Annotated in this window: 17 protein-coding genes; 1 reads left to right on the top strand and 16 read right to left on the bottom strand. The window is 60.3% G+C overall.

The features are described 5' to 3' along the window. Positions 1–19: 19 nt before the first annotated feature. The 9 genes from DWY51_RS04790 to DWY51_RS04830 form a co-directional block, all read right to left on the bottom strand. The gene (locus DWY51_RS04790; protein ID WP_158556908.1) at positions 20–1,675 is read right to left on the bottom strand and encodes a SpaA isopeptide-forming pilin-related protein; all 1,656 of its coding nucleotides are present in this window, start codon (positions 1,673–1,675) and stop codon (positions 20–22) included. Beyond that, positions 1,668–5,075, bottom strand: a complete 3,408-nt coding sequence (locus DWY51_RS04795; RefSeq protein ID WP_117770047.1) for a Spy0128 family protein — start codon at positions 5,073–5,075, stop codon at positions 1,668–1,670. The genes DWY51_RS04790 and DWY51_RS04795 overlap by 8 nt, the downstream gene beginning before the upstream one ends. A gap of 502 nt (positions 5,076–5,577) precedes the next feature. Further along, entirely contained in the window at positions 5,578–6,399 is an 822-nt protein-coding gene (locus DWY51_RS04800) for an HAD family hydrolase (protein ID WP_117770048.1), read from the bottom strand. Positions 6,400–6,622: 223 nt separating this feature from the next. Then, positions 6,623–7,909: an MFS transporter gene (locus tag DWY51_RS04805; protein ID WP_158556909.1), complete on the bottom strand. Its 1,287-nt coding sequence runs from the start codon at positions 7,907–7,909 to the stop codon at positions 6,623–6,625. A 290-nt stretch (positions 7,910–8,199) separates the two neighbouring features. Next, complete coding sequence (gene mobB, locus DWY51_RS09740; RefSeq protein ID WP_117770050.1) at positions 8,200–9,501, bottom strand: molybdopterin-guanine dinucleotide biosynthesis protein B; 1,302 nt, start codon at positions 9,499–9,501, stop codon at positions 8,200–8,202. A gap of 4 nt (positions 9,502–9,505) precedes the next feature. Then, entirely contained in the window at positions 9,506–10,561 is a 1,056-nt protein-coding gene (gene moaA, locus DWY51_RS04815) for a GTP 3',8-cyclase MoaA (protein ID WP_233504624.1), read from the bottom strand. Positions 10,562–10,796: 235 nt separating this feature from the next. Beyond that, complete coding sequence (locus DWY51_RS04820; RefSeq protein ID WP_117770051.1) at positions 10,797–11,834, bottom strand: hypothetical protein; 1,038 nt, start codon at positions 11,832–11,834, stop codon at positions 10,797–10,799. A gap of 215 nt (positions 11,835–12,049) precedes the next feature. Next, positions 12,050–13,948: an ABC transporter ATP-binding protein gene (locus tag DWY51_RS04825; RefSeq protein WP_117770052.1), complete on the bottom strand. Its 1,899-nt coding sequence runs from the start codon at positions 13,946–13,948 to the stop codon at positions 12,050–12,052. After that, entirely contained in the window at positions 13,941–15,770 is a 1,830-nt protein-coding gene (locus DWY51_RS04830) for an ABC transporter ATP-binding protein (protein WP_117770053.1), read from the bottom strand. The genes DWY51_RS04825 and DWY51_RS04830 overlap by 8 nt, the downstream gene beginning before the upstream one ends. Positions 15,771–16,028: 258 nt before the next feature. Between DWY51_RS04830 and DWY51_RS04835 the strand changes: the two genes are divergently transcribed. Beyond that, on the top strand, positions 16,029–17,375 hold the full coding sequence (locus tag DWY51_RS04835; RefSeq protein WP_117770054.1) for an MATE family efflux transporter: 1,347 nt from the start codon (positions 16,029–16,031) through the stop codon (positions 17,373–17,375). A 140-nt stretch (positions 17,376–17,515) separates the two neighbouring features. On the opposite strand, the gene DWY51_RS09720 is transcribed toward DWY51_RS04835, so the two are convergent. The 7 genes from DWY51_RS09720 to DWY51_RS04870 all read right to left on the bottom strand — a co-directional run bounded on the left by DWY51_RS09720 (position 17,516) and on the right by DWY51_RS04870 (position 25,261). Next, positions 17,516–17,644: a hypothetical protein gene (locus tag DWY51_RS09720; RefSeq protein ID WP_255413492.1), complete on the bottom strand. Its 129-nt coding sequence runs from the start codon at positions 17,642–17,644 to the stop codon at positions 17,516–17,518. 124 nt (positions 17,645–17,768) lie between these two features. Continuing rightward, positions 17,769–18,191 (bottom strand): PIN domain-containing protein, encoded by a 423-nt coding sequence (locus tag DWY51_RS04845; protein WP_117770055.1) that lies wholly within the window; start codon positions 18,189–18,191, stop codon positions 17,769–17,771. After that, a complete protein-coding gene (locus tag DWY51_RS04850) occupies positions 18,188–18,580 on the bottom strand; it encodes a type II toxin-antitoxin system Phd/YefM family antitoxin (protein ID WP_158556910.1) in 393 nt (130 codons plus the stop codon). The genes DWY51_RS04845 and DWY51_RS04850 overlap by 4 nt, the downstream gene beginning before the upstream one ends. A 284-nt stretch (positions 18,581–18,864) precedes the next feature. Next, positions 18,865–21,093, bottom strand: coding sequence for an NAD-dependent DNA ligase LigA (ligA, locus tag DWY51_RS04855; RefSeq protein ID WP_117770057.1), 2,229 nt, complete (start codon positions 21,091–21,093; stop codon positions 18,865–18,867). Positions 21,094–21,541: 448 nt separating this feature from the next. Beyond that, the gene (locus DWY51_RS04860; RefSeq protein WP_117770058.1) at positions 21,542–23,002 is read right to left on the bottom strand and encodes a S1C family serine protease; all 1,461 of its coding nucleotides are present in this window, start codon (positions 23,000–23,002) and stop codon (positions 21,542–21,544) included. A gap of 208 nt (positions 23,003–23,210) precedes the next feature. Next, positions 23,211–23,873 carry a winged-helix domain-containing protein gene (locus DWY51_RS04865; RefSeq protein WP_117770059.1) on the bottom strand — a complete coding sequence of 221 codons (663 nt, stop codon included), beginning with the start codon at positions 23,871–23,873 and terminating at the stop codon, positions 23,211–23,213. Positions 23,874–23,923: 50 nt separating this feature from the next. Next, on the bottom strand, positions 23,924–25,261 hold the full coding sequence (locus DWY51_RS04870) for a glutamine synthetase family protein (protein ID WP_117770060.1): 1,338 nt from the start codon (positions 25,259–25,261) through the stop codon (positions 23,924–23,926). Between the last annotated feature and the right edge of the window lie 101 nt (positions 25,262–25,362).

A 25,362-nucleotide genomic window follows, 5' to 3' on the forward strand; every position in this document is an offset into this window, starting at 1 on the left:
ATTGAGCAGGGGGGGGCAATTATTTATCATGGCGACCTCCTCCCCGCTTGATGACGAGCGCGACGACAATAGCCACTACTCCGATGACGGCCAAAGCCGTTACCAACACCAACGTTCTATCTCCCGTCGAGGGCATAAAGCCTCGACTCACTTCGTTACTTGGGGTGTTAAGCACCGACAACTCGACTAAACCCTTCCCGGCATCGGCGGCATCAACTCGCAGAGGGCTTTCGGCCGATACGGTCACCTTAGGCTTGGCGGCGGCCACCTGGTCGACGTCCAGGCCCTCGGCTTTGACCGTCACGGATCGCGTGCCCTCGAAGGCGGTGTAGCCCTTGGGCGCCTTGAGCTCGCGGACCTCCAGCTTGCCCGAGTCCACGCCCGAGACGGTCACGCGGCCGTCCTCGCCCGTGGTGACGGTGGCCTTGCCTTGCGCATCCCACGTGCCGTCGGCCGCCAGCGTGCGACCGCGGTCGTCGGCGATGCTCAGGACCGCCCCGGACAGCGGCTTGTCGCCGTCGCTGCCGCGCTTGATGAGCGCGAGATCCCAGGTGTAGGCGCACGCGTCGTCGCTCGGCGTGCGGGTGAAGCCGGCGTCGCCGGACTGGTCGGCAAGAGGAGAGCGCGGGTAGCGCAGGTAGACCTCGTTGGGGTTGCCCTTGGCAATACCGTGGTTACAGTCGCCGGAGAGCGGTGCGTTGTACACGGCGACCACGCGGGCGCCCGCGGTGAAGGCGTTGGCCCCGCCGAGCGCGGCGATCAGGTCGCCGGTGCGCACAGTGAAGGTCCCGTCCGCGGCAACCTTGGTGGAGCACTGGGCCGTGATGTCGGTCCAACCCTTCGCGGCCTTAGTGCCGGTGCGGCCGTCCTTGCCGGTCTGGACGGCGTCGAAACCGCCGTCCGCGCCCGCCGCCACGTAAACATGTATGCTCGCGGCCACCTTGGAGGGGTCGAGCCCCGCGCTCATGGTGTCGACGAACTGCACCGCATAGGTATCGTAGGCCGTGAGGCCCGCCGGGACCGTGGCAGAGAGGCGCCAGTACAGGTCGTCTGCGACCGTGGCATCGGCGGCCTTCTGCCAGGCGGCGGTGCTGTCCTCCAGCACGTGCTTGGCCACCTTGGGCGTCGCGGCCTTGGGCTTGACGATGACAGCGCTGCCGCCGACCAGGGCCATGATCGGCGCGGTGCCGGCTTCGTTCTGGGAAATGGCGTCGTCTTTGGCGACGATGAGCCAGTAGCCACAGGACAGCTCTGCCGTCGTGCCCGCGTTAAGGGCCACAGAAGCGGCGTCGGAGCTCTGGAGGGAACGAGCGAGCTGTGCGCTCAGCGCGCTCGTAAGGTGGAAATCGGTGTTGAGCCACTCGGCAGCTTCCTGCGCGGTGGTCTGGGAATTGGGCATGCCGGCGCTGTGCAGCACGGGCAGCGCGGCGTCGCGCACGGCGCCACTTGCCCAGACAAGGTCGGTGGCGATCTTGGCGTCGCTGTCGCCGTCGACGACGTTGGCGCTAAAGATCTGGTAGGCGTTGTAGCTGCTCGCCACGGTGCCGCTCACCGTGATGGAACCGGTCGAGGTCGGCGCGGCCTGCGCGGATGCGGGGAACACAACCGCGCAGGTGCCGATCAGGAGGGCAAGCAGCGCAAACAAGATCGGGAAGGAGCAAACTTTCTTATTCACGACGCTCGCCTCCCTTCGCATTCGCCTTGCGACGAATGTGCATCCAGGCCGCAGCAGCGCAAAGCACCGCCGCGCCGGCAAGGTACGTCAGAGTGACGCCCGACATACCAGAAAGGGGCAAAGAGGTGGAGTAGGTGTTGATGAAGGTGGGGATGGAGTCGGGCTTGGTGCCGTCGAAGTTGACAGGATGCTGGTCTTTCGTGGCGATATCCTTGCCGTCGGCGTCCTTGATCTTGGTGTAGGTCACCGACTCGGCCTCGATCGAACCGTCCTCCTGGTCCTTCATCCTGACATCAAATCGATAGACCGACTTGTCGTACTTATATTGCGAGAACCACGAAACCTCTGCACTCTCGCGCACGTAGTACGTAAAGTCTTTGCAAGCACCACGACCCGGATCATCGGATTCCTTCTGCTTCAAGTCTTTAAGGCCGTACTCAATATTGGAGAAATAAAGCTTCTGGGGATTGTCGCCGCCGGCTTTGGTCGTAACCCTCTCGGCACTATTGAACTTATCGTTATCCGCAAACTCGAGCGTGAACTCCTTCATCTCGCCGCCCTTGACGACCTTGGTTGCCGCAGGCTTCCAAGAGCCGAGAGAAGTATAGGGCTCAATTTTGTTGATAAAGGTAGGGTTATCATTGTCACCGATAACGACCGTAGTCGTCGTGTCATCCGACGAGTTGTTATCCGATGGACGCGTAACGGAGTAGTGTGCGCTATCAAGTTCTACGAAATCCTGATTCCCCTCGGCCTTTTTAGAGACGGTGACTTTATTCACCTTGTAATAATTAATAGGAATCGACATGAGAAGGTCAGTTTTGTATGAATTGCTATCGACTGTTGCCACGATCTTGTAAATGGTCTTATCGAATTTGGTATCCAATTCGTTGTCGCCGCTGATGGGCTCCTCAACTAGATAGAAAACATACTGCCCCGAAGAATAGTCCTTGCCAGAGTCGAAGGTGATACTGCCGGTTGACGGATCAACAGTTGCCTCACCTGCAACGATGCAATCGCCCATATCAATTGTGCCGTCATCTTTCCAAGAAGGTGCTGTATCGCCATCCTGCCGCAGCAGCATAAACTTGTATCCGTGTCCGCTAAGGCTTTGCGAGACATCATCTTTTTTAAGCACCTTAGTGGCGTTGAGCTTCATGTTCGGATAAACGCTCAGCTCAGCAACCTCGCCAACGGTGAGATCGCCGTTGGTCATGATGCCGCCGCCATGGGTAAACGAGTAGTTGCCACTGATGATGGTCGTAGCCGCCACTCGCGCCTTTTCTACGGCCTCGTCAGTCGGATGGGCCTCCAAGCCGAACATGTACTTGGCCTCGGCGCCGCCGTTAGGATCGATGGCGATCTTTTGACCATCACAGGTACCCTTCCAGCCAGCAGAACCATTGCCGAGCATCTTTCCAAGAACGACTGCGACCGTCTTATCGCTGCCCTTCTTGCGCACGAGGAAGAAGTCCTTGTGGCCGGCAGTTTTGAAGTCATCGGTAATGTACTCAGGCTTACTGTCCTCGTCCTTGCCATTACCACCGGCAGAGAAGTGCTCGCCACGATCCGTATTGTTATAGATTGCGGCACCATTTGAGTGCGAGACAATCGTTTCACCCGTAGGGCAAGCACCAACGCCGCCGCCCCAGCCGCCGGCTTCATTATCAGTAATCAGCGTCTTTACGATGTTGAGCTTGCCGCCCTTCTGGATAAAGATGCCACCGCCGCCCCAGTCGCCGCCACGGCTCTCACCCGTCATGGTCTTGTTGTTGGTGATGTAAACCATGTTGGACATGCCCGGCTCAGTCCCAATATTGCCGGTAGTACCGGTGGAAATACGGAGACCACCGCCCTCGGCGTTTACAGATTTGTTGCCGGCAATCGTGCCGCCTGTCATCTTAAACGTAATCGCCTGGTTCCAGAAACCAGCGTAGATTCCGCCGCCGGCCTCATGAGAGTAATTGGCAGTAACGGAACCACCCGTCATGGTCAGCTTTCCACCGTTCGTGGACGCAATGCCGCCGCCACCGAGGAGACCGTTGTTGTAAAGGTTGTCACTAGTGATGCGAGCGTCAGCTTGGTTGTTAGTTATGCAGGCAGAGCCGCTAATGGTTACGGTTGCACCCTTGGTATAAACACCGCCACCGTAACCGCCGCTGTCGGTGTTATCGCCATTGTTGATTTCATTGGCATATGTTGCATTGCCCGAAATGACACCGCCGGAGAGATTCAACGTGACACCGCTGTCGGCAAAAATACCACCACCGGAAGCAGCCTTATTCGCTGCGATCACGCCGCCGGTCATGTTGACCGTGACTTTCGCGCCCGCTACGCACAGTCCGCCGCCCCAGCCGCCACGTTGCTGATTGAGATTCGCGCCAGTAATAAAACCGCGATTGATATTCACATGAGTTTCATTGCTTTTCCCCTCGGCAAAGATGATATGACCGTTGTTGGTCAAATCCCTCGGTGTCGTGATCATGCCTCCGTTGAGGTTAAGCGTACCGCCGTCCGCAACAGAGATGACCTGTTGGACCGAGCCACGGTCGGACGCAGCAACGATTGCGCCGAAACCGCTGACGACATGCTCAGTCGTGGTTTCAGTGGTGGTGGTGCCAAGGGTATCTGCGTTAGGCGCGCTCGTGGTTTCATAATAGGTTAAGCTCTGAGGAGTACCTTTGTTGTCACCGGTCCATGCCATAGTTGCAAGCTTGCCAGGATCTTTATCAACGACCGAAGGTGTATCGCTAACATGGGCAGAGTCTTCAACGGTAAGTGCACCGCTCGCTACCGTAATGAACGTGTCGTTATTACCAACGCGGTAATAAAGCTTGTGACCCGCAAGGTCGATCGTAGTATTTTGCCTGATAGTGATTGGCACACTTGAACTAATGTCAGCCTTAAGACGTAGTTTATCGGGTTTAGTCGGGGCGTTAAGGTACGCTGTCAGGTCTCCGTCACTCGCCAGCAGCGTGTACCCATCCTCATCTTTTTGAAGTCCCGGAACCTCACCTTCATTTGCAACAGTAGCGACCTTATAGACAGACTGTCCATCATCCGCGGGCTGCGCAGCGCTCTCGGCTCCCGTGTCATCAGACGACGGGGCCGTCCTGAGAGCATCGTCGCCGGTCTCGTCGCCCTCGGTCTCGTCACTATTCTGGTTTTCGGTATCCCTGTTGTTGGTGTTGTCTACATCAGTAGACTCACTTGAGGAACCCCCCCCCATCACAGTTTCCTCGGCTGCACCCGCCTGACCATCGTTGGCAATGGCCTGCGAGATCGGGGGCATGACGAGCGACAGTACCAGGCTCAAAACGGAGGCTCCGCACAAAACGCCTGCCAGTACACGGCGCGTCGCTTTATTACTCTGCTTAGATTTGTCCGAATTCGCTTTCATCGATGTCTCCTCCCCAAGAGACCGCGATCTTGCTCTTTCACCATCAAACGTATCTGCGCAATCTGTAATTGCGCTCGCTAAGTGATGCAATTATAACGATTGTTTAAACATCTGAGCAGCAAAATCGACATTTTTGTGCAAGTTCTTAATTCTCTTGACATTTACTCAGATTTGCCTTTGTTTATTCGCTATCTATTATTTGTTTCTGCTGGTAATTTAGTTGCGTATTATTATTTAATGGCATTAGATTTATTTGCACAACATTTTGCTCAAGAGCGAACATCCTGTGAACGGTTGAAAATCGACCGTGAGCGGTAGGTCATCAACCGGGAGGAATACCCTACCAAACTGATGAGAATATCTTTAACCCATCGGTGGTTAGAAGCGTAATGTTCAGACAACCATATTTGAATTTATGCGCAGATTTTAGGTATCAATTCGCCCAAATTGCCTGAGGCCACCACAAAGGTGCCTGCCCCTTCGTGGTGGTTCTCCCCCGGCGCTATAGCAGATGTTCCTCGATAAAGATCGCGATGCCGTCCTCGTCGTTGCTCGCGGTTACAAAGTCCGCGGCGGTACGGGTGGCGTCGCTGCCGTTTGCCATAGCCACGCCCACGCCGGCGTCAGCCACCATGCAGGTGTCGTTATCGGCATCGCCAAACACGCAGATGTTCTGGAGCTCCATGTCGTTGAGCTCCGCCACGCGCACAAGGCCGCGCGTCTTGGACACGCGCGGATCCATGAACTCGTAGAGCCGCTGCGTGGTTTGCAGAGCCGCCGCCTTAACAGTGTTATCGGCAAACGTCGACGCCCGTTCAATCACCCGCGGCATTACCTCGGGCGCCATGGTAAACATCACCTTGGGCTGCGGCTCGCGCAAAAACTCGGCAAAATCGACCACCTGGTAGGGCACGCAGTCAACGCGCGACAGGTGCTCGACGCACGCGTTGCTCTCGGGCACGTAGAACACGCCGTCTCGGGGGCAGACGGGCGTCGCCGGAAGGTCCGCCATGTGCTTGCAGATGCGCGCGATGGTCTCGCCCGGCAGCGGATAGCTCAGCTCGTTGATGTCGCGCGCACGGTCGATGACCTCGGCACCACCGCAGCCCACCAGCACGTCCACCAGGCCTTCGATGTTCCAGAGCTCGTACATGGCCTCGGTCGCGTGGGCGTCGCGCCCGGTGCACAGGCCAAAGAGCACGCCGCGCTCGCGCAGGGCGCGAATCGCCGCCACGGTGCGCGGGGACACCGTGTGCTGGCTCGTGAGCAGCGTGCCGTCGATATCGCAGAACACGGCTTTGATGTGGCTGAAGGTGGTGTCCATGGGGGCCTTTCTGGGTTGCGCGGCGGTGTGGGGTGTATTCGTGAACGGCGTACATGGTATACCAAGGCGGACACGGGGCGCTTTGGCGCAAAACCACCACAAAGGTGCCTGGCCCCCTTGTGGTGGCCGAACCCGAAGGGTGGCCTGGCCCGAGACGCAAAGCATCACAACATTCGACGTTTTTCGGCAAAATCGCGATTTTCGCTGAATGTTGTGATGGTTTTTACTGCCTTGTGGCACGATCAAAATGCCGGCGTCCAAACAGCAGCAACGCCGCGGGAACCGCCGTCACAACCATGCCCGCCCCTACGAGCGTCTGCTGCACGCCAAATGTCGCCGCCAGACACGGGGCAATCGCCAGCGGCGCCACGCCGGCGAACATGTTGCCAAAGCCCATGACCGAGTTCACGCGACCAAGCTGCTCGAGAGGAGCCGTCGTTTGCACGATAGTGTTGTGGAGCGGATTTACGACACCCCAGGCAACGCCCAGGGCAATCTGGCCGACAAGGGCTACGCCCACGTACGGTGTCCCCACATAGAGCAAACTTCCCAGGCCTACGAACATAAGCGCCACAAGCAGCGTCTTAAGGTTGACCAGGTGCGGCGGCAAGCGGAGCGCGGCCACGGCGCCCAGCACCGCGCCCACACCGCTGGCCGACGAGAGCCAGCCCATCCATTCGACACCGACGTGCAGGACACCGCGGTAGAAGAACGACTCCAGCGGGTCGAAGGCACCGTAGCCAAAGTTTGAAAGGAAAATAATGCAGAACAGCAGGGCAAGGACGCTGTTGGTAAAGACTGTCTTGATGCTGGTCGCGAAGGTGACGCGGGAAGATGTGTTGGGGTCGGGGCTTTGGCTGGCAGTGATTGCCGTTGTACTGCTGTCCGCGGGAGTACTTTCACGCGCGGCGACGCGAACTGCTTGCGGTCTAAAGCCCCAGCCGGCAATAAACGCCAGTACGGTAAAAATCATCATGAGCACGAACACCGCGCGCGACGACGCAGCAGCCGCGACAAAGCCGCCCAGCGTGGGGCCGACGATGATACTCACGTTTGAGAACATGGCAATGGCGGAGTTGATGTCTTTGAGCTCGACGGGGTCGTTGGTGAGGTAGGCCGGATAGGACGTGGCAATGGGCTGAGCGAATCCCATCGTAAAGCCTAGGAACACCGCGCCGAGCAGGATGACGCCGGTCGCGCTACCAAAGGCGAGGATTGCCGCGCCGGTTGCCAGCGTGCCCACGATGCTCAGCAAGAAATGACGGCGCGGACCCCAGGCGTCGAGCGCCGCGCCACCCGCAAAGGATCCCAAGATCACGAATACGTTCATAAAGAGGACAGCCAGCGATGTCGCCACGACCGAGGCATCGTCTGCATAGGTGAGCGTTCCGATGACGCCGATAAAGTAGCTGGTCTGAAAACCGGTGTAGATGAGAAAGCGCATCGCCACCAGGCGCTTGGCCTGCACGGACAGCGATGACTGAGGCTTTGAGAAAAGAGAGACGAGCATGGAGACTCCTTGTTTCATACGAATGCGGACGGCGGGCATTCGCCACCGTCTGTCGAATCAATCTATCCGCATGAAACATTAAGGACGCATCAAGAGCCCCTTCTCTCCGTTTTTCGCCCGTCATGAACTACTTGGTAGATTGTAAGGCATGTCCCACACATCTACTTAAACAAAAACCACCACAAAGGTGCCTGGCCCCTTTGTGGTGGAAGTGACGTTTGCCCAGATAAAACCTGCCAAAACAAACCTGTCCCTATTTGGCAGGTTATGGCAGCGCAGCGAGCCAGCCCTTAAAGGTAATCTTGGATAAGATCGCAGATGGCTCGGGCGTCGTTGATGTTGATGGCTCGGGTCGCAAAGCCGGCGTCGAATGCCTGGCGTGCCAGGGCCTCGTTGCAGGCAAGGGCCAGCGTGCGACCGTCGACCAGGTCGAGCGAGCTCTTGCCGCGCAAACGGTCGACACCGGAGCGCGCGACGACGATATTGTCAAAGCCCTCGGTCTTGTAGCCCTCGATGATCACCACGTCGACATCGTTGTAGCGCGACAGCAGCTCGCGCGCGGGCATCTCGTCCTCCTCGCGCGTGTCGGCGTACTCCGCCCAGCGCGTGGCGCAGATGAGGCCCACGTGCTTGGATCCGGCTTGGTGATGGCGCCAGGTGTCCTTAGCGGGCACATCGATATCAAAGCCGTGATGCCCATGATGCTTAAGCGAACCCACGCGCAGGCCGCGGCGGGTGAGCTCGGCAATGACCTTCTCGACGAGCGTGGTCTTTCCCGAGTTCTGGTAGCCGATAAACGCGATCGCGGGGACGGCCGGTGCCGGAGCTGCGGGCGCGACGGCGACGGGTGCGCTTGCGGGCGCGGCACCGTCAGCGGCCACGGCCTCAACAGCAGCGGCCTGGCGTTCGGCACGATCCCACACGCCCGAGCGGCCACCCTCCTTGTGCAGCAGGCGCACGTCGACGATCTCCATGCCGCGATCGACGGCCTTGCACATGTCGTAGATGGTTAGGCACGCGGCACTCGCGCCGGTCAACGCCTCCATCTCGATACCCGTCTTGCCCGTCACGCCGGCCGTGACCAGTACGTGAAAGCCAACCTGCCCGTCCGCGCGCGCCGGCGCCCAGCCCTCGGGCACGTCCTCGGCCGGCGTCCCCGCCGCAGCGATGGGCGCAATATCGCACTTGCTCTTGGTAATGAGCAGCGGATGGCACATAGGGATAATGTCGCTCGTGCGCTTGATGGCCATAATGCCCGCCACGCGCGCGCAGGCAAGCACGTCGCCCTTTTTGGCGCGGTCCTGCAGCACCATGGCCTGCGTCTCGGGGTGCATGAGGATGGTGCCCTCGGCGATGGCGATGCGATGGGTCTCGGCCTTGTCGGACACGTCGACCATGCGTACCTCGCCCTTGGCGTCCACGTGCGTCAGCTCGTCGCGACGGGCGTCGCGGGCGGGCTCGGCGGCAGCGCTGGCAGTCGGCTGTGCGGACGCGTCGGCGTTGCCAACATTCGCCGCAGCCGTGGCTTTGTGGGCAGACATCGCGGCCCTGCGAGCGGCCTTGGTGGCATCGGCGTACCTGCTCTTGGCCATATGATCATCCTCCGATTTGGGACATAAATCGTTGCGTGCCCTCAATTATCGCGTGTTCCTGCGGTTTGTGGGCCACGGCATCGCGCCAAATCGAAAGTACCTGCATATCATCACCACGGCGCAGCGCCTCACGCACCGAATACTCGGCATCGCTGAACAGGCACGGACGCACGTTGCCATCGGCCGTCAGGCGCAGACGGTTGCAATTCGCGCAAAAATGGTTGGACATGGCGCTAATAAAGCCAACCGTTCCCGCCGCACCCGGAAAGTGCCAGTAGCGCGCAGGGCCCGCGCCGGCAGGAGCGTCGTTGATGTCGAGCGGCTCGAGCTCGCCCAGTCCCGTCGCTGCGGCCCCGGCATTGATGCGCGCCCGCAGCTCGTCGCTCGGCACGGTATCGCTCGCGTCCCACAGCTCGGGATTGAGCGCAGGCGCATGCGGATCCACAGCGCAATGCGAGCTCGTGCGCTCGTCGCCGATGGGCATGTATTCGATAAAGCGCAGATGGATGGGGCGGTCGAGCGTGAGCCGCGCAAGGGCTCCCACATCCTGGTTGAGCCGGCGCACCACAACGCAGTTGACCTTAACGGGCTCAAAGCCCCAAGCCAGCGCCGCGTCGATGCCAGCCATGGTCTGCTCGAGTCGGCCCAGGCGCGTGATCTTTCCAAAGAGCGTAGGGTCGAGCGTGTCGAGCGAGATGTTGACGCGGTTAAGCCCGGCGTCTTTGAGCTGCGGCGCCAGCTTGGGCAGCAGGGCGCCATTGGTGGTGAGCGAGATGTCCTCGATCTGCGGAATCGCGCGGATGTCACGAATGAGCGGAATAATACGGCGGCTGACCAGCGGCTCGCCGCCCGTCAGGCGCACGCGGCGAATGCCCTCCCCCGCCACCAAGCGCACAAAGCGGGCGATTTCCTCGGCGCTGAGCAGCTCGTCGTGTGCACGGGGCGCCACGCCATCGGCCGGCATGCAGTAAATGCAGCGGAAATTGCACTTGTCGGTAACGGCAATGCGCAGGTAGTTGATATCGCGGCCAAAGCCGTCATGTTGCACGTGCCCGTCCACGCAACCCTCCCCTCACGCGGCGTTTTATTCTTCGGAAAACATAATACCCCACGAGAGAATCATGCCGACACCCGTACGACAGGACAGGTCGCTTCGAGCAAGACCGGCTTCCCAAGCCCATCCTCAGCATACAAACCATCACAACATTCGATGCTTTTCCCGTTTTTGGCGATAAACGTCGAATGTTGTGATGGTTTGCGTGCCCGCAGCACCCCGCAGAAGGACCAAAACGCCCCTAAAGACCGCCGTCCCAGTGCCGAATCACGAATTCTCGCAGGTCGTTCTGACGTTTCTGGAACGCTTCGCTTCGGTCGCACTTGAGGCCCATGGCAAGCGCGATGGCGTTCATCGCCCGGTGCAATTGCAGCTGGTGGGCAAACTGAGTCCCGGTGAGGACGATCATCCTAAAGCCCAGCGCGCTCAGCACGGTCATACGCTCCGCGTCCGACGCGCTGCGCTGTTTATCAAGATGGTCCGAGCCGTTGTATTCAATCCCCGTACCGCTCGCAGGCGCATATACGTCAATCTCGAAATACCCGGCCTTTGCGAGATACTTGAACTCGTTGGGAACATCGACCCGATGGTTGAGCTCGATCTTGGCGTATCCCAGCCCTCCCTGGGAACGTTTTGCTACGACCATGATTGCGGTGGCCGTCTCCATGGGCGACCGCGCGCCATCGTGCACGCGCTTGAGCACGGCGGCCGCGCGTATAGCCCCCTGACGAGATCGGTTCTCGTTGCAATAAGCAATCAAGTCGGCAACGGTATACCTCTGCCCCATCTCGATATAATCGCCTGTCGACAGATGATTCAAATGGTATCGGGCGCAGATTTCGTAGCCATATTCCAGCTGCTCGGGCTCGCTCATCCACGAACCCGCTTGGACAAAGCACATGGCCTCATCAACCACTAGAAGGCCCTCTGCCACCTCGATAAGATGGCCTGGAGGTATCGGCGCCCCAAACACGTGGCACCTAAATCCAGCCGGCGTCGAACGCTCAAAATCGAAGTTGACGAGCGTGTCGATATGATCGAGCTCTTCTCGTGGAATACCAAGCGAAACCAGATAGTCGGTAACGATCCCAGCTGCCGTTGAAGCCCTCAGACCCTTGGCATCGAGTCCCAATTTGGGCAGGCCCGCAGTCGGCTCCGCCTCGTTAGCAAGCGAGTCCTCATCGTATAGGCTGCTTGCTCGCGAGAGCGGCTCGGACGGACGCGCCACGTTGTGGTACAGCCAGGCAGTCTTATGGGACAGGACGATCGGCAGGTCCATGAGCCCTCCAATGGAGTCGGATAACCAACCTTATTCCCCGGCCCACGGGTCCGCACACCTTCGTGCGCAAGAAAGCGATTCCACCCGGTCGAGTGGCAGAAAAACCATCACAACATTCGATGCTTTTCCCGTTTTTGGCGAAAAGTGTCGAATGTTGTGATGGTTTGAGTCGAGGTGAGGAGCACGGAGGGGTCAAAGCATCGTGCTCGAACGGGTTAATCCAACTCTTTTAAGCCATGCGCCAGCTGCCAGTACTCGCCGTGCTGGGCGAGCAGCTCTTCGTGCGTGCCGCGCTCGATGATGCGGCCGTGTTCGAGGACCATGATGGCGTCGGCGTCGCGGACGGTGGACAGGCGGTGCGCGATCATAAACGTGGTGCGACCGCGCATGATGCGGTCCATACCGCGCTCGATGAGCTTTTCGGTACGCGTGTCAATGGAGCTCGTGGCCTCGTCCAGGATGAGCACCGGCGGATCGGCAACGGCCACGCGCGCGATGGCGAGCAGCTGACGCTGGCCCTGCGACAGGTTGGCGCCATCGGCCGTGACCGGTGTGTCGTACCCTCTAGGCAGGCGGCGGATAAACGAGTCGGCGCAGGCGGCCTCGGCAGCGGCGCGCACTTCCTCGTCGGTCGCGTCGAGCTTGCCAAAGCGGATGTTCTGCGCAATGGTGCCGCTAAACAGGTGCGTGTCCTGCAGCACAATGCCGAGCGACCCGCGCAGGCTGGCCTTGGCAATGTGCTTGACGTCGATGCCGTCGTACGTGATCTCGCCGTCATCGACCTCGTAGAAGCGGTTGATGAGGTTGGTAATGGTCGTCTTGCCGGCGCCCGTGGAGCCCACAAACGCAATCTTTTGCCCCGGCTTGGCAAACAGGTTGAGGTCCGTGAGCACGCGGGCGCCCGGCACGTAGGAAAAGTCCACGGCATGGAAGCGCACGTCGCCGGCAAGCGGGACCAAGCCGCACGTGAGCTCGGTGCCGTCGGCGGCCACCGCGCGGCCCGACTCATCAACGGCTGCCACGTCATGCAGGTGCCCGTAGACGCCCACGCCCTGGCCCTCGGGAATTTTCCACGCCCATGCGGCATCGCCCGTCTGCACCAGCTCCACGCAGCCCTCGTCCACCTCGGGCTCAAGGTCCATAGCCGCAAACAGGCGCTCGGCACCGGCCAACGCGTTGAGCAAGAAGTTGCCGAGCTGCGTAAACTGGTTGATGGGCATGGCGGCCTGGCGCACAAAGACCAGGTAGCTTGCAAGCGCGCCCACGTCGGAGAGTCCCTTGATGCAGAGCATGCCGCCCGCCACGGCGACGATGGCATAATTGACGTAGCCAATCACGACGGTCATGGGCACCATGGAGTTGGCATAGCTCACGGCGGCGGTGCCGGTGCGGCGAAGCTCGTCGTTGCGGCAGGTGAAGCCGGCAACATTCGCCGCCTCGCGGTTAAAGACCTTGATGACCTTTTGGCCCGAGACCATCTCTTCGATATATCCGTCCAGGTCGCCAAGCGATGCCTGCTGGGCGGCAAAGAAGCGCTTAGAGCGCGCGCCCGAGTAGCGCGCATACAGCACAATGGCCGCATCGCACACGAGTGTGATAATCGTGAGCTGCCAGTTAAGGATGATGAGCATGGCCGTGGTGCCCACAACCTGAATGGCGGCCTGAATCACGTTGGCAAAGCTGTTGTTAAGCGCCTCGGAGACGGTGTCGACGTCGTTGGTGAAAAAGCTCATGATGTCGCCCGAGCGCGTGCTGTCAAAATAACTGAGCGGCAGCGTCTGGATGTGCGCGAACAGGTCGCGGCGAATATCGGACACCACGTGTTGGGCCGCGCGCACCATAATCTGCGAGTAGCCCAGGGCCGAGAGCACGCCCGCAGCGTAGATGATCGCCGTCAGGATGACCTGCTTGGCAAGCAGTTCCTCCCCGCCCGTGGCCAAACCGTTAACGATGGGGCGCACCATGTAGGTGCCGGCGAGGCTCGCGATGGCGGCAACGGAGGCGAGCACGCCCACCGCGAGCAACGAGAACTTGGCATGCCCCATGTAGGAGAGCAAGCGACGCACAGTGCGCTTGAGGTCGGCCGGGCGTGCTTGGGCTGCGGTCTTAGGCATGGCGCTCACCCCCTTCCAAGGGCGATCCGCATGCGACGGAGGAAAATGGATCATTCGCGCAACCATCGTCGCTGCCGTCGCCGGCGTCCGCGTTCCTCGCAAACTCCATCTGCGAGGCGTAAATCTCCTGGTATATGTTGTCGCCCGCCAGCAGTTCCTCGTGCGTGCCCACGCCGTGGACACGACCGTCGTCCAGCACCACAATGCGATCGGCATCCATGACGCTCGCGATGCGCTGGGCGATGATGAGCACGGTCGCATCGGGAATCCGAGCGATGTGCTCGCGAATCTTAGCGTCGGTCGCCATATCGACCGCGCTGGTGGAGTCATCAAAAATGAGCACGCGCGGATGCTTGAGCAGCGTGCGCGCGATGCACAGGCGTTGCTTCTGGCCACCCGAGACACCGGCGCCGCCTTGGCCCAACTCGCCGTCCAGCCCGCCGATGCGATCAAGGAACTCGTCCACGCACGCCGCGCGGCAAGCCGCGAGGAGCTCATCGTCCGACGCCTGCGGATTGCCCCACTGCAGGTTCTCGCGCACGGTACCCGTAAACAGCACATTCTTTTGCAGCACAATGCCCACAGCGTCGCGCAAGGCGGCGAGGTCGTAGTCGCGCACGTCGCGTCCGCCCACAAGCACGGCGCCTTCGGTGGCGTCGTACAGGCGCGCAATCAGCTGCACAAGCGAGCTCTTGCCCGAGCCCGTGCCGCCGAGGATGCCCACCGTCGAGCCGCTCTCGATGCGAAGGTCGATATGCTGGAGCACATCCTCGGCTGCATCCGCGCGGTATTTAAAGGAAACGTCGCGAAACTCGATACTGCCGTCCGCTGGCGCCGCAATCGCGAGGTCTCCCGCGGGGTTGGCGATAAAGGGTTCCTCATCGAGCACCTCGGCGATACGGCCCACACTCGTAAGAGCGCGCGTGAGCAGCAAAAACACGTTGGAAATCATCATGAGCGAATTCATGATCAGCAGCACGTAGCTCATAAAGCCCGTGAGCGAGCCCACGCCCAGCTTGCCGGCGAGAATCATGCGGCCGCCAATCCACAGGATAGAGAGCGCAGCCACGTACATCGACAGCTGAAACACCGGCAGGTTGAGCACCGCGCTGCCAAAGGTCTTTGTCGCAGTGCCGGCGAGCTCGGTATTGACGGTGTCGAACTTGGCCTCCTCGTGCTCGGCACGCACATACGCCTTGACGGCACGCACGGCGGTGAGGTCTTCCTGTACCACGCCGTTGAGGTGGTCCATCGAGGTCTGGAGTTGGCGGTAGAGCGGACTGACGCGATAGGTGATGGCGCCCAGTACGATTGCCAGCACGGGCAAGATGATCGCAAAGACGGTGGCGAGCGGGCGCGACAGCATCAGCGCGTAGATAAGGCCGACGATAAGCGTCACCGGGCCGCGCACCATAGGGCGAAAGCCGTTGCCCACAGCATTTTGGATAACGGTGATGTCCGTGGTCATGCGGGTGACGAGCGAGCTGGCGTCGTAGTTGTCCAGGTTACCAAAAGCGAGCGTCTGAATCTTTTTGTACTCGGCCTCGCGCAGGTTAGCGCCTAGGCCCGAGGCAACGCGGGCGGACGTGCAGGCATAACCCAAGCCCAGTACCAGCGAAAGCGCAGCGCACACCAGCATGTACGCGCCCTGCAGCAGCATGTAGTTGATATCACCCGCAGGCACGCCCACATCGATGATGTTGGCCATGATGACCGGGATAAACAGCTCGAGCACCGTCTCGACCGACACAAAGAACACGCCGAGGATGGCATCGCGACGGTATGCCCCTAGATAGGAAAACAGTATTTTGAGATTGCGCACGCAGGTTCAACCCCCATCAAACGTTGTTCGCAAACGCACGTATTATTGCGCGCCGAATAATGGTGTCAAGTATTCCGAAATCGTTTTCTGCAAGGTTAGCGCCGGCGGCGAGTTCTCGTGATGTGTGTCCATATTCACTCGGAATAATGGTGCGCGAGACTTTTTCGCTCCGGCGTCAACACAAACCTTGACTCTACAATCGTTGTAGGGTTTTCACTACACTGGTACGTAAACAAACCCAGCCAGAAAGCCCCGCCCATGGAACACGACCTCACACGCGGCAATGTCCTTAAGACCATCGCGGTCTATGCCCTGCCCTATATGCTCTCGTACTTTTTGCAGATGCTCTACGGCATGGCCGACCTGTACATGATGGGGCAGTTTAGCGGCGCCGCCGGTATCACCGCCGTGGGCAATGGCGCGCAGACGCTCTATATCATTACCGTGACGCTCGTGGGCCTGGCCATGGGAACGACGGTGATCGTCGGCCACGCCGTGGGCTCGCGCCGCTTCGACCGCGCCGAGACCGCCATCGGCAATACCATCACGCTCTTTATGGGCGTCTCGGTGGTGCTGGCCGCTGTCCTGCTTGCATTGTGTCCGCAGATTGTGGCACTCATTGGCACGCCGGCCGAGGCGGTCGAAGGAACCGCCGCCTACCTGCGCATCTGCTTTGTCGGCATTCCGTTTATCGCCGCATACAACATCCTCTCGGCCATCTTTCGCGGGCTGGGCGATTCGCGCTCGCCCATGTACGTGATCGGCGTGGCATGCATCATCAACATCGCGCTCGACTTTCTATTTATCGGCCACATGGGACTCGGCCCCGTGGGTGCGGCGCTCGGCACGGTAACCGCCCAGACGGCAAGCGTTGCCCTCGCGCTCGTGTGGCTCAAGAGCCGTCGCACGAACATCCACGTTAAGCGTAGCGACCTGCGCCCCCAGCCCGAGGTGCTCGGCAGCATTCTTAAGATCGGCGTGCCCGTGGCCGTGCAGGACGGCTGCATCCAGGTGGCGTTTATGTTCATCACCGTCATTGCCAACCACCGAGGGCTCGTCGACGCTGCCGCCGTGGGCCTGGTCGAAAAGATGATCAGCTTTTTGTTCATTGTGCCGAGTTCCATGGGCGCTACCGTCAGTGCACTCACGGCGCAAAACGCCGGCGCGGGCAAGGGCGACCGTGCACGTCAGGTGCTCAAAGACGCCATGACGATCTCGGTGGTGTACGGCTGTCTGATCACGGTGCTGATGTGGCTAGTGGCGCCGGCGTTTATCGGCTTTTTTGCCAAGGACGCCGCGGTAGTCGCGGCCGGCACCGGCTATATGCGCAGCTATATTTTCGACGCGATTTTTGCCGGCATCCACATTTGCTTTAGCGGCTTTTTCGCTGCGTATGGCAAGAGCTACATCGGCTTTGCGCACAACGTACTAGCCGTGGCGCTCATTCGCGTGCCGGGCGCGTGGCTGCTGTCGAACGCCTATTCCGACACGCTGTTTCCCATGGGCATCGCCTCGCCGTGCGGATCGATTTTGTCGGCGGTCATCTGTGTTGTCGCGTTTACCGTGCTCAACCGGCGCGGGGCTTTTGACAAGTTGGCAGCGTAGCGGGGCAACGTGAGATTGCCCTGATCGACGACATCATCAGCGACGATCCCACAACCTACGTGACGCAGATCACGGTGCCGGTTGCCCCGTCCAAATAAGAACTGCCCAGAAAACGTTCGGCTGAAAGCAGAATCTTGACGTTATAGGCCATATTTTGCCTCAAGGTCATCGAGAGCCTCAAAGGCATCACGCGCCATGCCAGCAGTACGCTCCCGCTCGGCCACAGCTATACGAGCCATCAGACGAGCCTTAGCCTGTTCCTGAACCATGAAGTCATAGTCTTCAGATCGAAGTACAACAAATTTGCTATAGCCGTTTTTTGTAACAGTCACTGGACCAGGAGCCTCCCAACAAGCTCGCCAAACGCCGGGGACAATCCCCGATATGGCGGTTTTACTCCTCCGGAATCGGAAACGCACGGATGAACTCTGCAGGCGAGAAGGTCTTGATGGTCGAGCGCACAAAAGCGGCGCGGTCACGCGTGATGATAAAGTCCACGCCGGCACGCTCGGCCATCGCACGGATACAGCCGTCCTCAAAGTCCGGCTCATCGGAATAGGCGGAGGTAAAACAAGCTTCTTGGTCGAGAGGCTCTACCGAGTAGCTCTTAAGACAGTCGCGCACTACCTCGCGGGCGCGCGCCTCGTCTGTCTGTTTAGTGAGAATGTAGTACGCGTCCTTGAGAGAGCAGGCCGAAACAACACCCTCGATAAGTCCCACGTCAACGAGCCCCTTGATCGTTTGCGCCGCTGCGTGCTCCAGCCGGCCCGGAAGCACGCAATCGAGCAGAAAGTTGGTATCAAGAAATGCCCTCATAGGTAGCGCTCCCTCGCGACGCGCTTTTCATCTTCAACCGTCATCGTATCGAGCGGCGTTCCCTTTGGCATGTTAGCCACGATATCGAGATACTCCTGGTAGTCCTCATTCTCCGCGAGCATCTCACGGATCTCCTTCCAGGTGATCTTGGGATGCCACATCGTACCCACGTCGCGCTTGGGCTTGTCCGTGCCGCACGCCGGCTTTGCGCCCCCACGCTCCTGAGCAGCGTCATATTCCACCGCAACGGGGCTTTCATAGTCGAGCGGCACGATCTTGAACAACGGCTTGCTCCGCTTGAAGACCACAACCTCCTCGCCATCATTGGCAACCCTTTCGGCCACCTGCGTAAGGTTTTGGCGCAGTTCCGAAAACGCGACGGTAACCATAACTGCTCCTCTCAACATATATCTTTACTGCTAAGTATACACGTTAATGTTAATGTTAAAGTGTATAAAACTCATCACGATGGGGCAGCCCTGTTGTGGGACCTCACTGCGGGGCCCCTTTGCTTTGTATGAATCTTCTATCGCTCCGGAACGACACCGCTCCGCAGGGTCACCCTCAGCAACCTACATGACGCGGATCATGCTGCCCGCCACCACGCCCAAATAAAAACCTCCCGGAAAGTATCAACCTTTCCGGGAGGTTTTCTAATTTGATTATCGATGTCCTAAGCCTGGGGCACCTGACCAGTCGCCAGGATCTGCTCGAGTGCGTCCTCGTCCAGCACGGGCACGCCCAGCTGCTCGGCCTTGGTGAGCTTGGAGCCCGCTTTGGGGCCGGCGACCAGATAGCTCGTCTTCTTTGAAACACTGCCCGAGACCTTGGCACCAAGCACCTTGAGCGCCGCGCCTGCCTCGTCGCGCGTGCGGTTGACGAGCGTGCCGGTGAGCACGAAGGTCAGACCCGCAAGCGGCTGTGCGTCGGCGAGCTCGCCCGCCACGCCAGCGTCGGCTGCGGCTTGCGCGTGCGCGGCGCCCAAATCGACCTCGAGCGACAGGCCCGCCTGGCGCAGGCGCTCCAGCACGGCAAGGTTCTCGGGCACGGCCAGGAACTGCTTAACGCTCGCCGCAATCTTGGGACCGATGCCCTCGCATTCGGCGATGTCCTCTTCGCTCGCCAAGATAAGCTTGTCAATCGACAGGAATCGCTCGGCGATGACCTCGCCCACGCTCTTGCCCACATGGCGGATACCTAGGGCAAACAGCACGCGACCGAGCGGCTGGCTCTTGGACTTGTTGAGCTCGGCGATGATTTTCTCGGCCGTCTTGAGGCCCACCGGAATGGGGTCGCCCTTCTTGACGCCCTTTTTGCTGTTGGAGCTGGCATAGGTGCGCCCCGTGTCCAGGCCTGCGATGTCGTCGACCGTGAGCTGGTAGAAGTCTGCGACATCGTGGATCAGGCCGGCGGCGATCATCTTGTCGACGATCTCGTCGCCCAGGCCGTCGACGTCCATGCAGCCGCGGCTCACCCAGTGGAGCAAGCGCTCCTTGAGCTGTGCGGGGCAATCGATGGAGACGCAACGGTAAGCGACCTCGCCATCCTCGTGGACAACGGGGCTGCCGCACACGGGGCAGACCTCGGGCATGTGCCAGTCGACCGAATCGACCGGGCGCTTGTCGAGCACCGGGCCCACAACCTCGGGGATTACGTCGCCCGCCTTGTGCACGATGATAGTGTCGCCCTCGCGCACGTTTTTGCGGCGGATCTCGTCGATGTTGTGCAGCGTGGCGCGCGCGATGGTGGAGCCGGCGACCGTCACCGGGTCGAACTCGGCGACCGGTGTGAGCACACCGGTGCGGCCCACCTGGATGCGAATTTCGCGCAGGACGGTCTGCTTTTCCTCGGGCGGAAACTTAAAGGCAATGGCCCAGCGCGGCGCGCGGGCGGTAAAGCCCAGGTCGAGCTGCTGCTGGAAGCTGTCGACCTTTACGACCACGCCGTCGATATCGTAGTCCAAGTCGCCGCGGTGCTCGAGGGCCTGGGCGCAGAACTCGTGGACCTCGGCCGGCGTGGCGCAGCGTGCCACGTTGGGGTTGACGCTAAAGCCGGCGCTACGCAGCCAATCGAGAAACTCACGCTGGCTGTGGACGTGCAACGGGTCGGTATCGGCGATGGCATAGATAAAGGTGGCCAGGTCGCGGCGCGCCGTGACCTTGGGGTCCTTTTGGCGCAGGCTGCCGGCGGCGGCGTTGCGCGGGTTGGCGAAGGGGTCGCGGCCCTCGGCATCGGCCTCTTCATTCAGACGCACAAAGCTGCCCTTGGGCATATAGACCTCGCCGCGTACCTCAATGGTGCGCTCGCGGTCGGCGCCCATGTGGGCGAGCGCCGGCTCGGACAGGTGCATGGGCACATCCTTGATAGTACGGACGTTGAGCGACACGTCCTCGCCCGTGGTGCCATCGCCACGTGTGGCTGCGCGTACGAAGGTGCCGTTTTGGTAAGTAAGGGCCACGCCCAGACCGTCGATCTTAAGCTCGCAGGTATAGGTGACGCTACCGGCACCGAGGGCATCCTCAGTGCGCTGGAGCCACGCGTCGAGTTCGTCCAGGTCCATGGCATCGTCCATGGAATACATGCGCGCCATATGCGTGACCGGCGTAAACTGCTCGCTCACGTAGCCGCCCACGCGCTGGGTATAGCTGTCGGGCGTCACCAGGTCGGGGTAGGTGGCCTCGATTTCCTGCAGTTCAACAAGCATTTTGTCGAAGGCGGCGTCCGTGATCTCGGGCGCATCGAGCATGTAGTAGCGATAGGCGTGGTAGTCGAGCTCGTGGCGCAGTTCGGCCGCGCGCGCTGCCGCCTGGGCACGGGCATCGGTCGGTGCGGTGGCTTCCGCGGTCGCGGGCGTTTCGGTATCGATGTCCACACCGTCACCAAACAGGCTCGATTGCTCCATAGCAGCACTCCTTCGCTCGATTTCAAACGGATACTAGAGTACCACCGGTCGCAATGGGGTCGAATAGCCCTTTCGAACCGCACCGAATCGGCAGCCGCCAGACCGGGGTGGACAGTTAGTTCAGATACGTATAAATCCTAGAGCTGAATCAGGCACGAACACCCCTGTTTCAACTAATTTGGGCTCCTCGAGACCATGTAAACGTCCCGCTCTCCCTTCCAAACACCCATTCGAGCCCCATCCCAATCAAAAATTGCTCAAAACGCATCCCAAGCTGCCCCAGATTTATACGTATCTGAACTAACTGTCCAGACCATTACGAACCAGGCCTCTTGTCAGCCCCAAGTGATCCGTTTTCCTCCGTCCCCAACGGATCAACAAGAAAAGAGGGGCTGTCCCACACTTGGCGGGACAGCCCCTCTGGCTTCGGCATATGCGATACAGCTCGTTAGAAACCCTGGCCGTAGCCCTGGCCCTGGCCCTGCTGGCCTAGCAGCTCCTCCAGGTACTGGCGCAGCTGCTCGTCGGTAATACCGCCGTTGCCGGTGTCGGTCGAACTGTCGTCCTGCTGCTGGTTCTGCAGCTCCTCGTCAGAGCCCAGCTCGACGGTGACCTTCTTCTCGTCCTTACCGCGCATAAGCGAGATCTCGACCTTCTCGCCCACCTCGTGGCTGCGCAGCGCGATGATCAGGCCATCGGCGCTCGTGATTTCGTCGTCGCCCAGCTTGGTGATGACGTCGCCCTCCTGAATGCCGGCCTTGGCAGCAGGACCGTCCTCGACGACGCTCGCCACATACGCGCCGCTATCGGTGCTCAGCTTGTTGGTGCGGGCGTTGAGCGCATTGACGCTCGAAAGCGTAGCGCCCATGTACGGATGCACCGGCGTCTTGCCGTCGATAATCTGGTCGGCAATGTTCTTGGCGTAGTTAACGGGAATAGCAAAGCCCACGCCTGAGCTGGAGCCCGAGTAGCTCTCGATGAGCGAGTTGATACCCACCAGCTCGCCATTGTCGTTGACGAGCGCGCCGCCGGAGTTGCCCGGGTTGATGGCGGCATCGGTCTGGATCATGTTGGCATAGATGGTGTTACCGCTGGTAGAGCTCATGGCCGTGGAGCGGTAGAGCGCCGACACAATGCCCGTGGAGACAGACTGCTCGTTGCCAAACGGCGAGCCGATCGCCATAACCCACTCTCCCACGTTGAGCTTGGAGGAATCACCAATCTCGATTGGCGTGAGCTTGGAGGCGTCGGCGTCCTTGAGCTTGATGACGGCCAGGTCGCTCGAGGCATCGTTGCCCACGAACTCAGCCTCGTAGGTGGTGCCGTCGTCCATGGTCACCACGTACTGGTCGTAACCATCGACCACGTGGTTGTTGGTGAGGATGTGGCCCTCGGTATCGAGCACGACGCCCGAACCGACGCTGCCCGAGCTATCCGACTCATCAGCAGACTGCGAAAGCGAGCCATTCTGGCTGCCGCTCGAAGTGGCGGTAATGGAAACGACGGAGGGCAGGGCCTTAGCAGAAACGGCCTCGGCCAGCGTGGTGTCCTCGGAGTCAATGGTGATCTTTTGCGTCGACGAACCCGAAGCACCCGCCGTCACGGCATTCTTGCCACCACCGATATCGAGCGTGCCGCTCATAATGAGCGCAATGACCAGCAGGGCTCCGCAGGCACAGCCGGCAAGCGCCGTAATAAAGATCGGCAGCTTTTTGGTCTTGGTCTTGACCACCGTGTGCTTGTTCACGACCTGCTGGCCACCCAGCGGCTTGCCGGTCTGCGTGTCGTAGGCCTGCACGTAGGGAATGTTACTGCCGGCAGGCGTCGACTCCACCTGCACACGCGGCTGCTGCTGGGTCTCGCCGGCGTTGCCCGCATCCTGGGGACGCTGGGAATCGTACTCGCTCATGGCTGCGATCCTTTCGTCAAATAACCAAAGGCCCGCCAAACATGTGGCGGGCCATCATTGTTCACGTTGAGTTGTACCCCAATATGCGGGCGCAAGTGTATGAGAACGCAATCTTTTAGGAAGGCTTAAGTTCTGCCGCAGACCCGAAAGGAATCCGTACCTGCGTCAAAACCACCACAAAAGTGCCTGTCCCCTTTGTGGTGGAAATCTAGTCTTTAAACAGATAGCCCACGCCGCGGACGGTGGTGATGTGCGCCGCGATCTGCGGACCCACCTTGGAGCGGATGCGTCGAATGTGCACGTCGACGGTGCGCGTGCCGCCGCAGTACTCAAAGCCCCATACGCGGTGCAGCAGCACCTCGCGGCTGTAGGCGCGGTTGGGGTGCGTCGCCAAAAAGCTCAGCAGCGAGTACTCCATCAGCGTCAGGTCGATGGGCTCGTTATCGAGCGTCACCTGGTAGGTGGCCAAGTTGATCTCGAGGTTATCGATGTTGAGCACATCGTCGGCGGCGACGGTCTCCTCCTCGCCCATCAGGCGCTGCGCACGAGACTTAAGCTCGTTGGGCGTCGCCGTGGGGCATACAAAGTCGGCATGCGCGTGATTGGGCAGGCGCAGGGTGCCGAGCGCCTCGTCGTCAACGATCACCAGCATGGGGACGCCGCCGCGGTCGTCGAGCCACTTGGCAATCTGATCGATGCGGTCACTGCGGATGCCATCGGAATCGAGGATCAGCAGGTCAAAGTCGTGCGCCGCAGTCGGCGAATCGGGGGTTGCCAAGCTCACCTCGACACCCAGAGTGGTCGTCAAGCTGCGGGCAAACTCGTGGAAGCGCGTCGTGCGCGCCATGAACAGGGCACTCTTTTCGGACATATCGGCCTCCAAAGAAATGAGCTCAATCGTACTGGAACAAGCCAGCACGATTAGGAGTTCGCCAGGTAGTGCTTGATCTCCCACTCGGTGATCGTAGACTCAAACTTATGCCACTCGTCGCGTTTCTTTTTGAGGAAGAAGCTGTGGATGTGCTCGCCGAGGGCATCCTTCATAAACTGCGAGTCCTCAAACACGTCGAGCGCCTCTTTGAGCGAGCGCGGTAGCGGCGTGTAGCCGGCCTCAACCATCTGACGGTCGGTGAGCTTGAGCGTCTCGGCCGTGGCCTCGGGCGGGAGCTCCAGCTTGCGCTCGATGCCGTCCAGACCAGCCGCCAGCGTGACGGCGTTGACCAGGTACGGGTTGGCCATGGGGTCGGGGCTGCGAAGCTCGATGCGCGTGGACAGCTGCTTGCCGGGCTTGTAGACCGGAATGCGGACCATGCTCGCGCGGTTGCGCAGGCCCCACGTGGCGTACTGCGGCACGGAGTCGCCGCCTGTGGTGATGCGCTTGTACGAGTTGACCGTGGGGTTGGTGATGGCGCTAATCTCGCGGGCATGCGCCAGGATGCCGGCCATGTAGTGCTTGGCGATATCGGAGAGGTGGTACTTCTCGTCGTCCTCGCCCCAAAAGACGTTGTTGCCGTCGTGGTCGAATAGCGACTGGCACAGGAACATAGCGCTGCCGTCCTCGCCCGCCAACGGCTTGGGCATAAAGGAGGCGTGGCAACCGCTCTCGTAGGCCTGCTGCTTAATGATGAGTTTGGCCGTGGTGATGGCGTCGGACATGCTCAGGGCCTCGGCGTGGCGCAGGCTCATGCCGTGCTGCGAGCGGCCGGCAGCGTGGAAGGTGTACTCCACGGGCACGGACATCTTCTCGAGCGTGAGAACCGTGTTGCGGCGCAGGTCGCGGGCGGCATCGCTCACCGAAAGATCGAAGTAGCCCACGTTGTCGAGCGGCTCGGGCGTGTGCTCGTCGGGGAAGTAGTAATACTCCAGCTCGGCACCCACGTTGAGCAGATAGCCAGCCTTCTCGGCCTTGCGGAACATGCGGCGCAGGGCATCGCGTGGATCGCCGGCAAAGGGCTTGCAATCGGGAGTGCACACGTCGCAGAACACGCGGGCGACGCCGTTGTGGCTCGGGCGCCACGGCAGGATCTGGAAGGTCGAAGCATCGGGAAACGCCAGCATGTCGGCTTCCTCGGGCGTGGCAAAGCCCTCGATGGCGGAGCCGTCAAAGCCAATACCCTCCTCAAAAGCGACCTCGAGGTCCTCGGGGCTAATGGCAAAGTTCTTGAGGCGGCCGAGAATGTCGACAAACCACAGACGCACAAAGCGGATGTCACGCTGCTCTACGGAGCGGAGTACGTAATCGATGTTCTGCTGGTTCATGTCGCTCCCCTTTCTTTCGGGCGGGTTTCGACTGGTCTATATCGCAGATACTATCGCAGAAAAATGTTTCCGCAGGGTTAAAGCGTATCAAGCGCTCAAAA

Origin of the sequence: Collinsella sp. AF25-2LB (genome assembly GCF_003458415.1) — a bacterium.
Lineage (GTDB): Bacteria > Actinomycetota > Coriobacteriia > Coriobacteriales > Coriobacteriaceae > Collinsella.

Bases quoted from the DNA above. Each gene is read 5' to 3' on its own strand.
- DWY51_RS04800 (WP_117770048.1), bottom strand. From the start codon at position 6,399: ATGGACACCACCTTCAGCCACATCAAAGCCGTGTTCTGCGATATCGAC.
- DWY51_RS04820 (WP_117770051.1), bottom strand. From the start codon at position 11,834: ATGGACCTGCCGATCGTCCTGTCCCATAAGACTGCCTGGCTGTACCAC.
- mobB (WP_117770050.1), bottom strand. From the start codon at position 9,501: ATGGCCAAGAGCAGGTACGCCGATGCCACCAAGGCCGCTCGCAGGGCC.
- DWY51_RS04860 (WP_117770058.1), bottom strand. From the start codon at position 23,002: ATGAGCGAGTACGATTCCCAGCGTCCCCAGGATGCGGGCAACGCCGGC.
- DWY51_RS09720 (WP_255413492.1), bottom strand. From the start codon at position 17,644: ATGGTTCAGGAACAGGCTAAGGCTCGTCTGATGGCTCGTATAGCTGTG.
- DWY51_RS04825 (WP_117770052.1), bottom strand. From the start codon at position 13,948: ATGCCTAAGACCGCAGCCCAAGCACGCCCGGCCGACCTCAAGCGCACT.
- DWY51_RS04805 (WP_158556909.1), bottom strand. From the start codon at position 7,909: ATGCTCGTCTCTCTTTTCTCAAAGCCTCAGTCATCGCTGTCCGTGCAG.
- DWY51_RS04870 (WP_117770060.1), bottom strand. From the start codon at position 25,261: ATGAACCAGCAGAACATCGATTACGTACTCCGCTCCGTAGAGCAGCGT.
- DWY51_RS04850 (WP_158556910.1), bottom strand. From the start codon at position 18,580: ATGGTTACCGTCGCGTTTTCGGAACTGCGCCAAAACCTTACGCAGGTG.
- DWY51_RS04835 (WP_117770054.1), top strand. From the start codon at position 16,029: ATGGAACACGACCTCACACGCGGCAATGTCCTTAAGACCATCGCGGTC.
- ligA (WP_117770057.1), bottom strand. From the start codon at position 21,093: ATGGAGCAATCGAGCCTGTTTGGTGACGGTGTGGACATCGATACCGAA.
- DWY51_RS04795 (WP_117770047.1), bottom strand. From the start codon at position 5,075: ATGAAAGCGAATTCGGACAAATCTAAGCAGAGTAATAAAGCGACGCGC.
- DWY51_RS04865 (WP_117770059.1), bottom strand. From the start codon at position 23,873: ATGTCCGAAAAGAGTGCCCTGTTCATGGCGCGCACGACGCGCTTCCAC.
- DWY51_RS04845 (WP_117770055.1), bottom strand. From the start codon at position 18,191: ATGAGGGCATTTCTTGATACCAACTTTCTGCTCGATTGCGTGCTTCCG.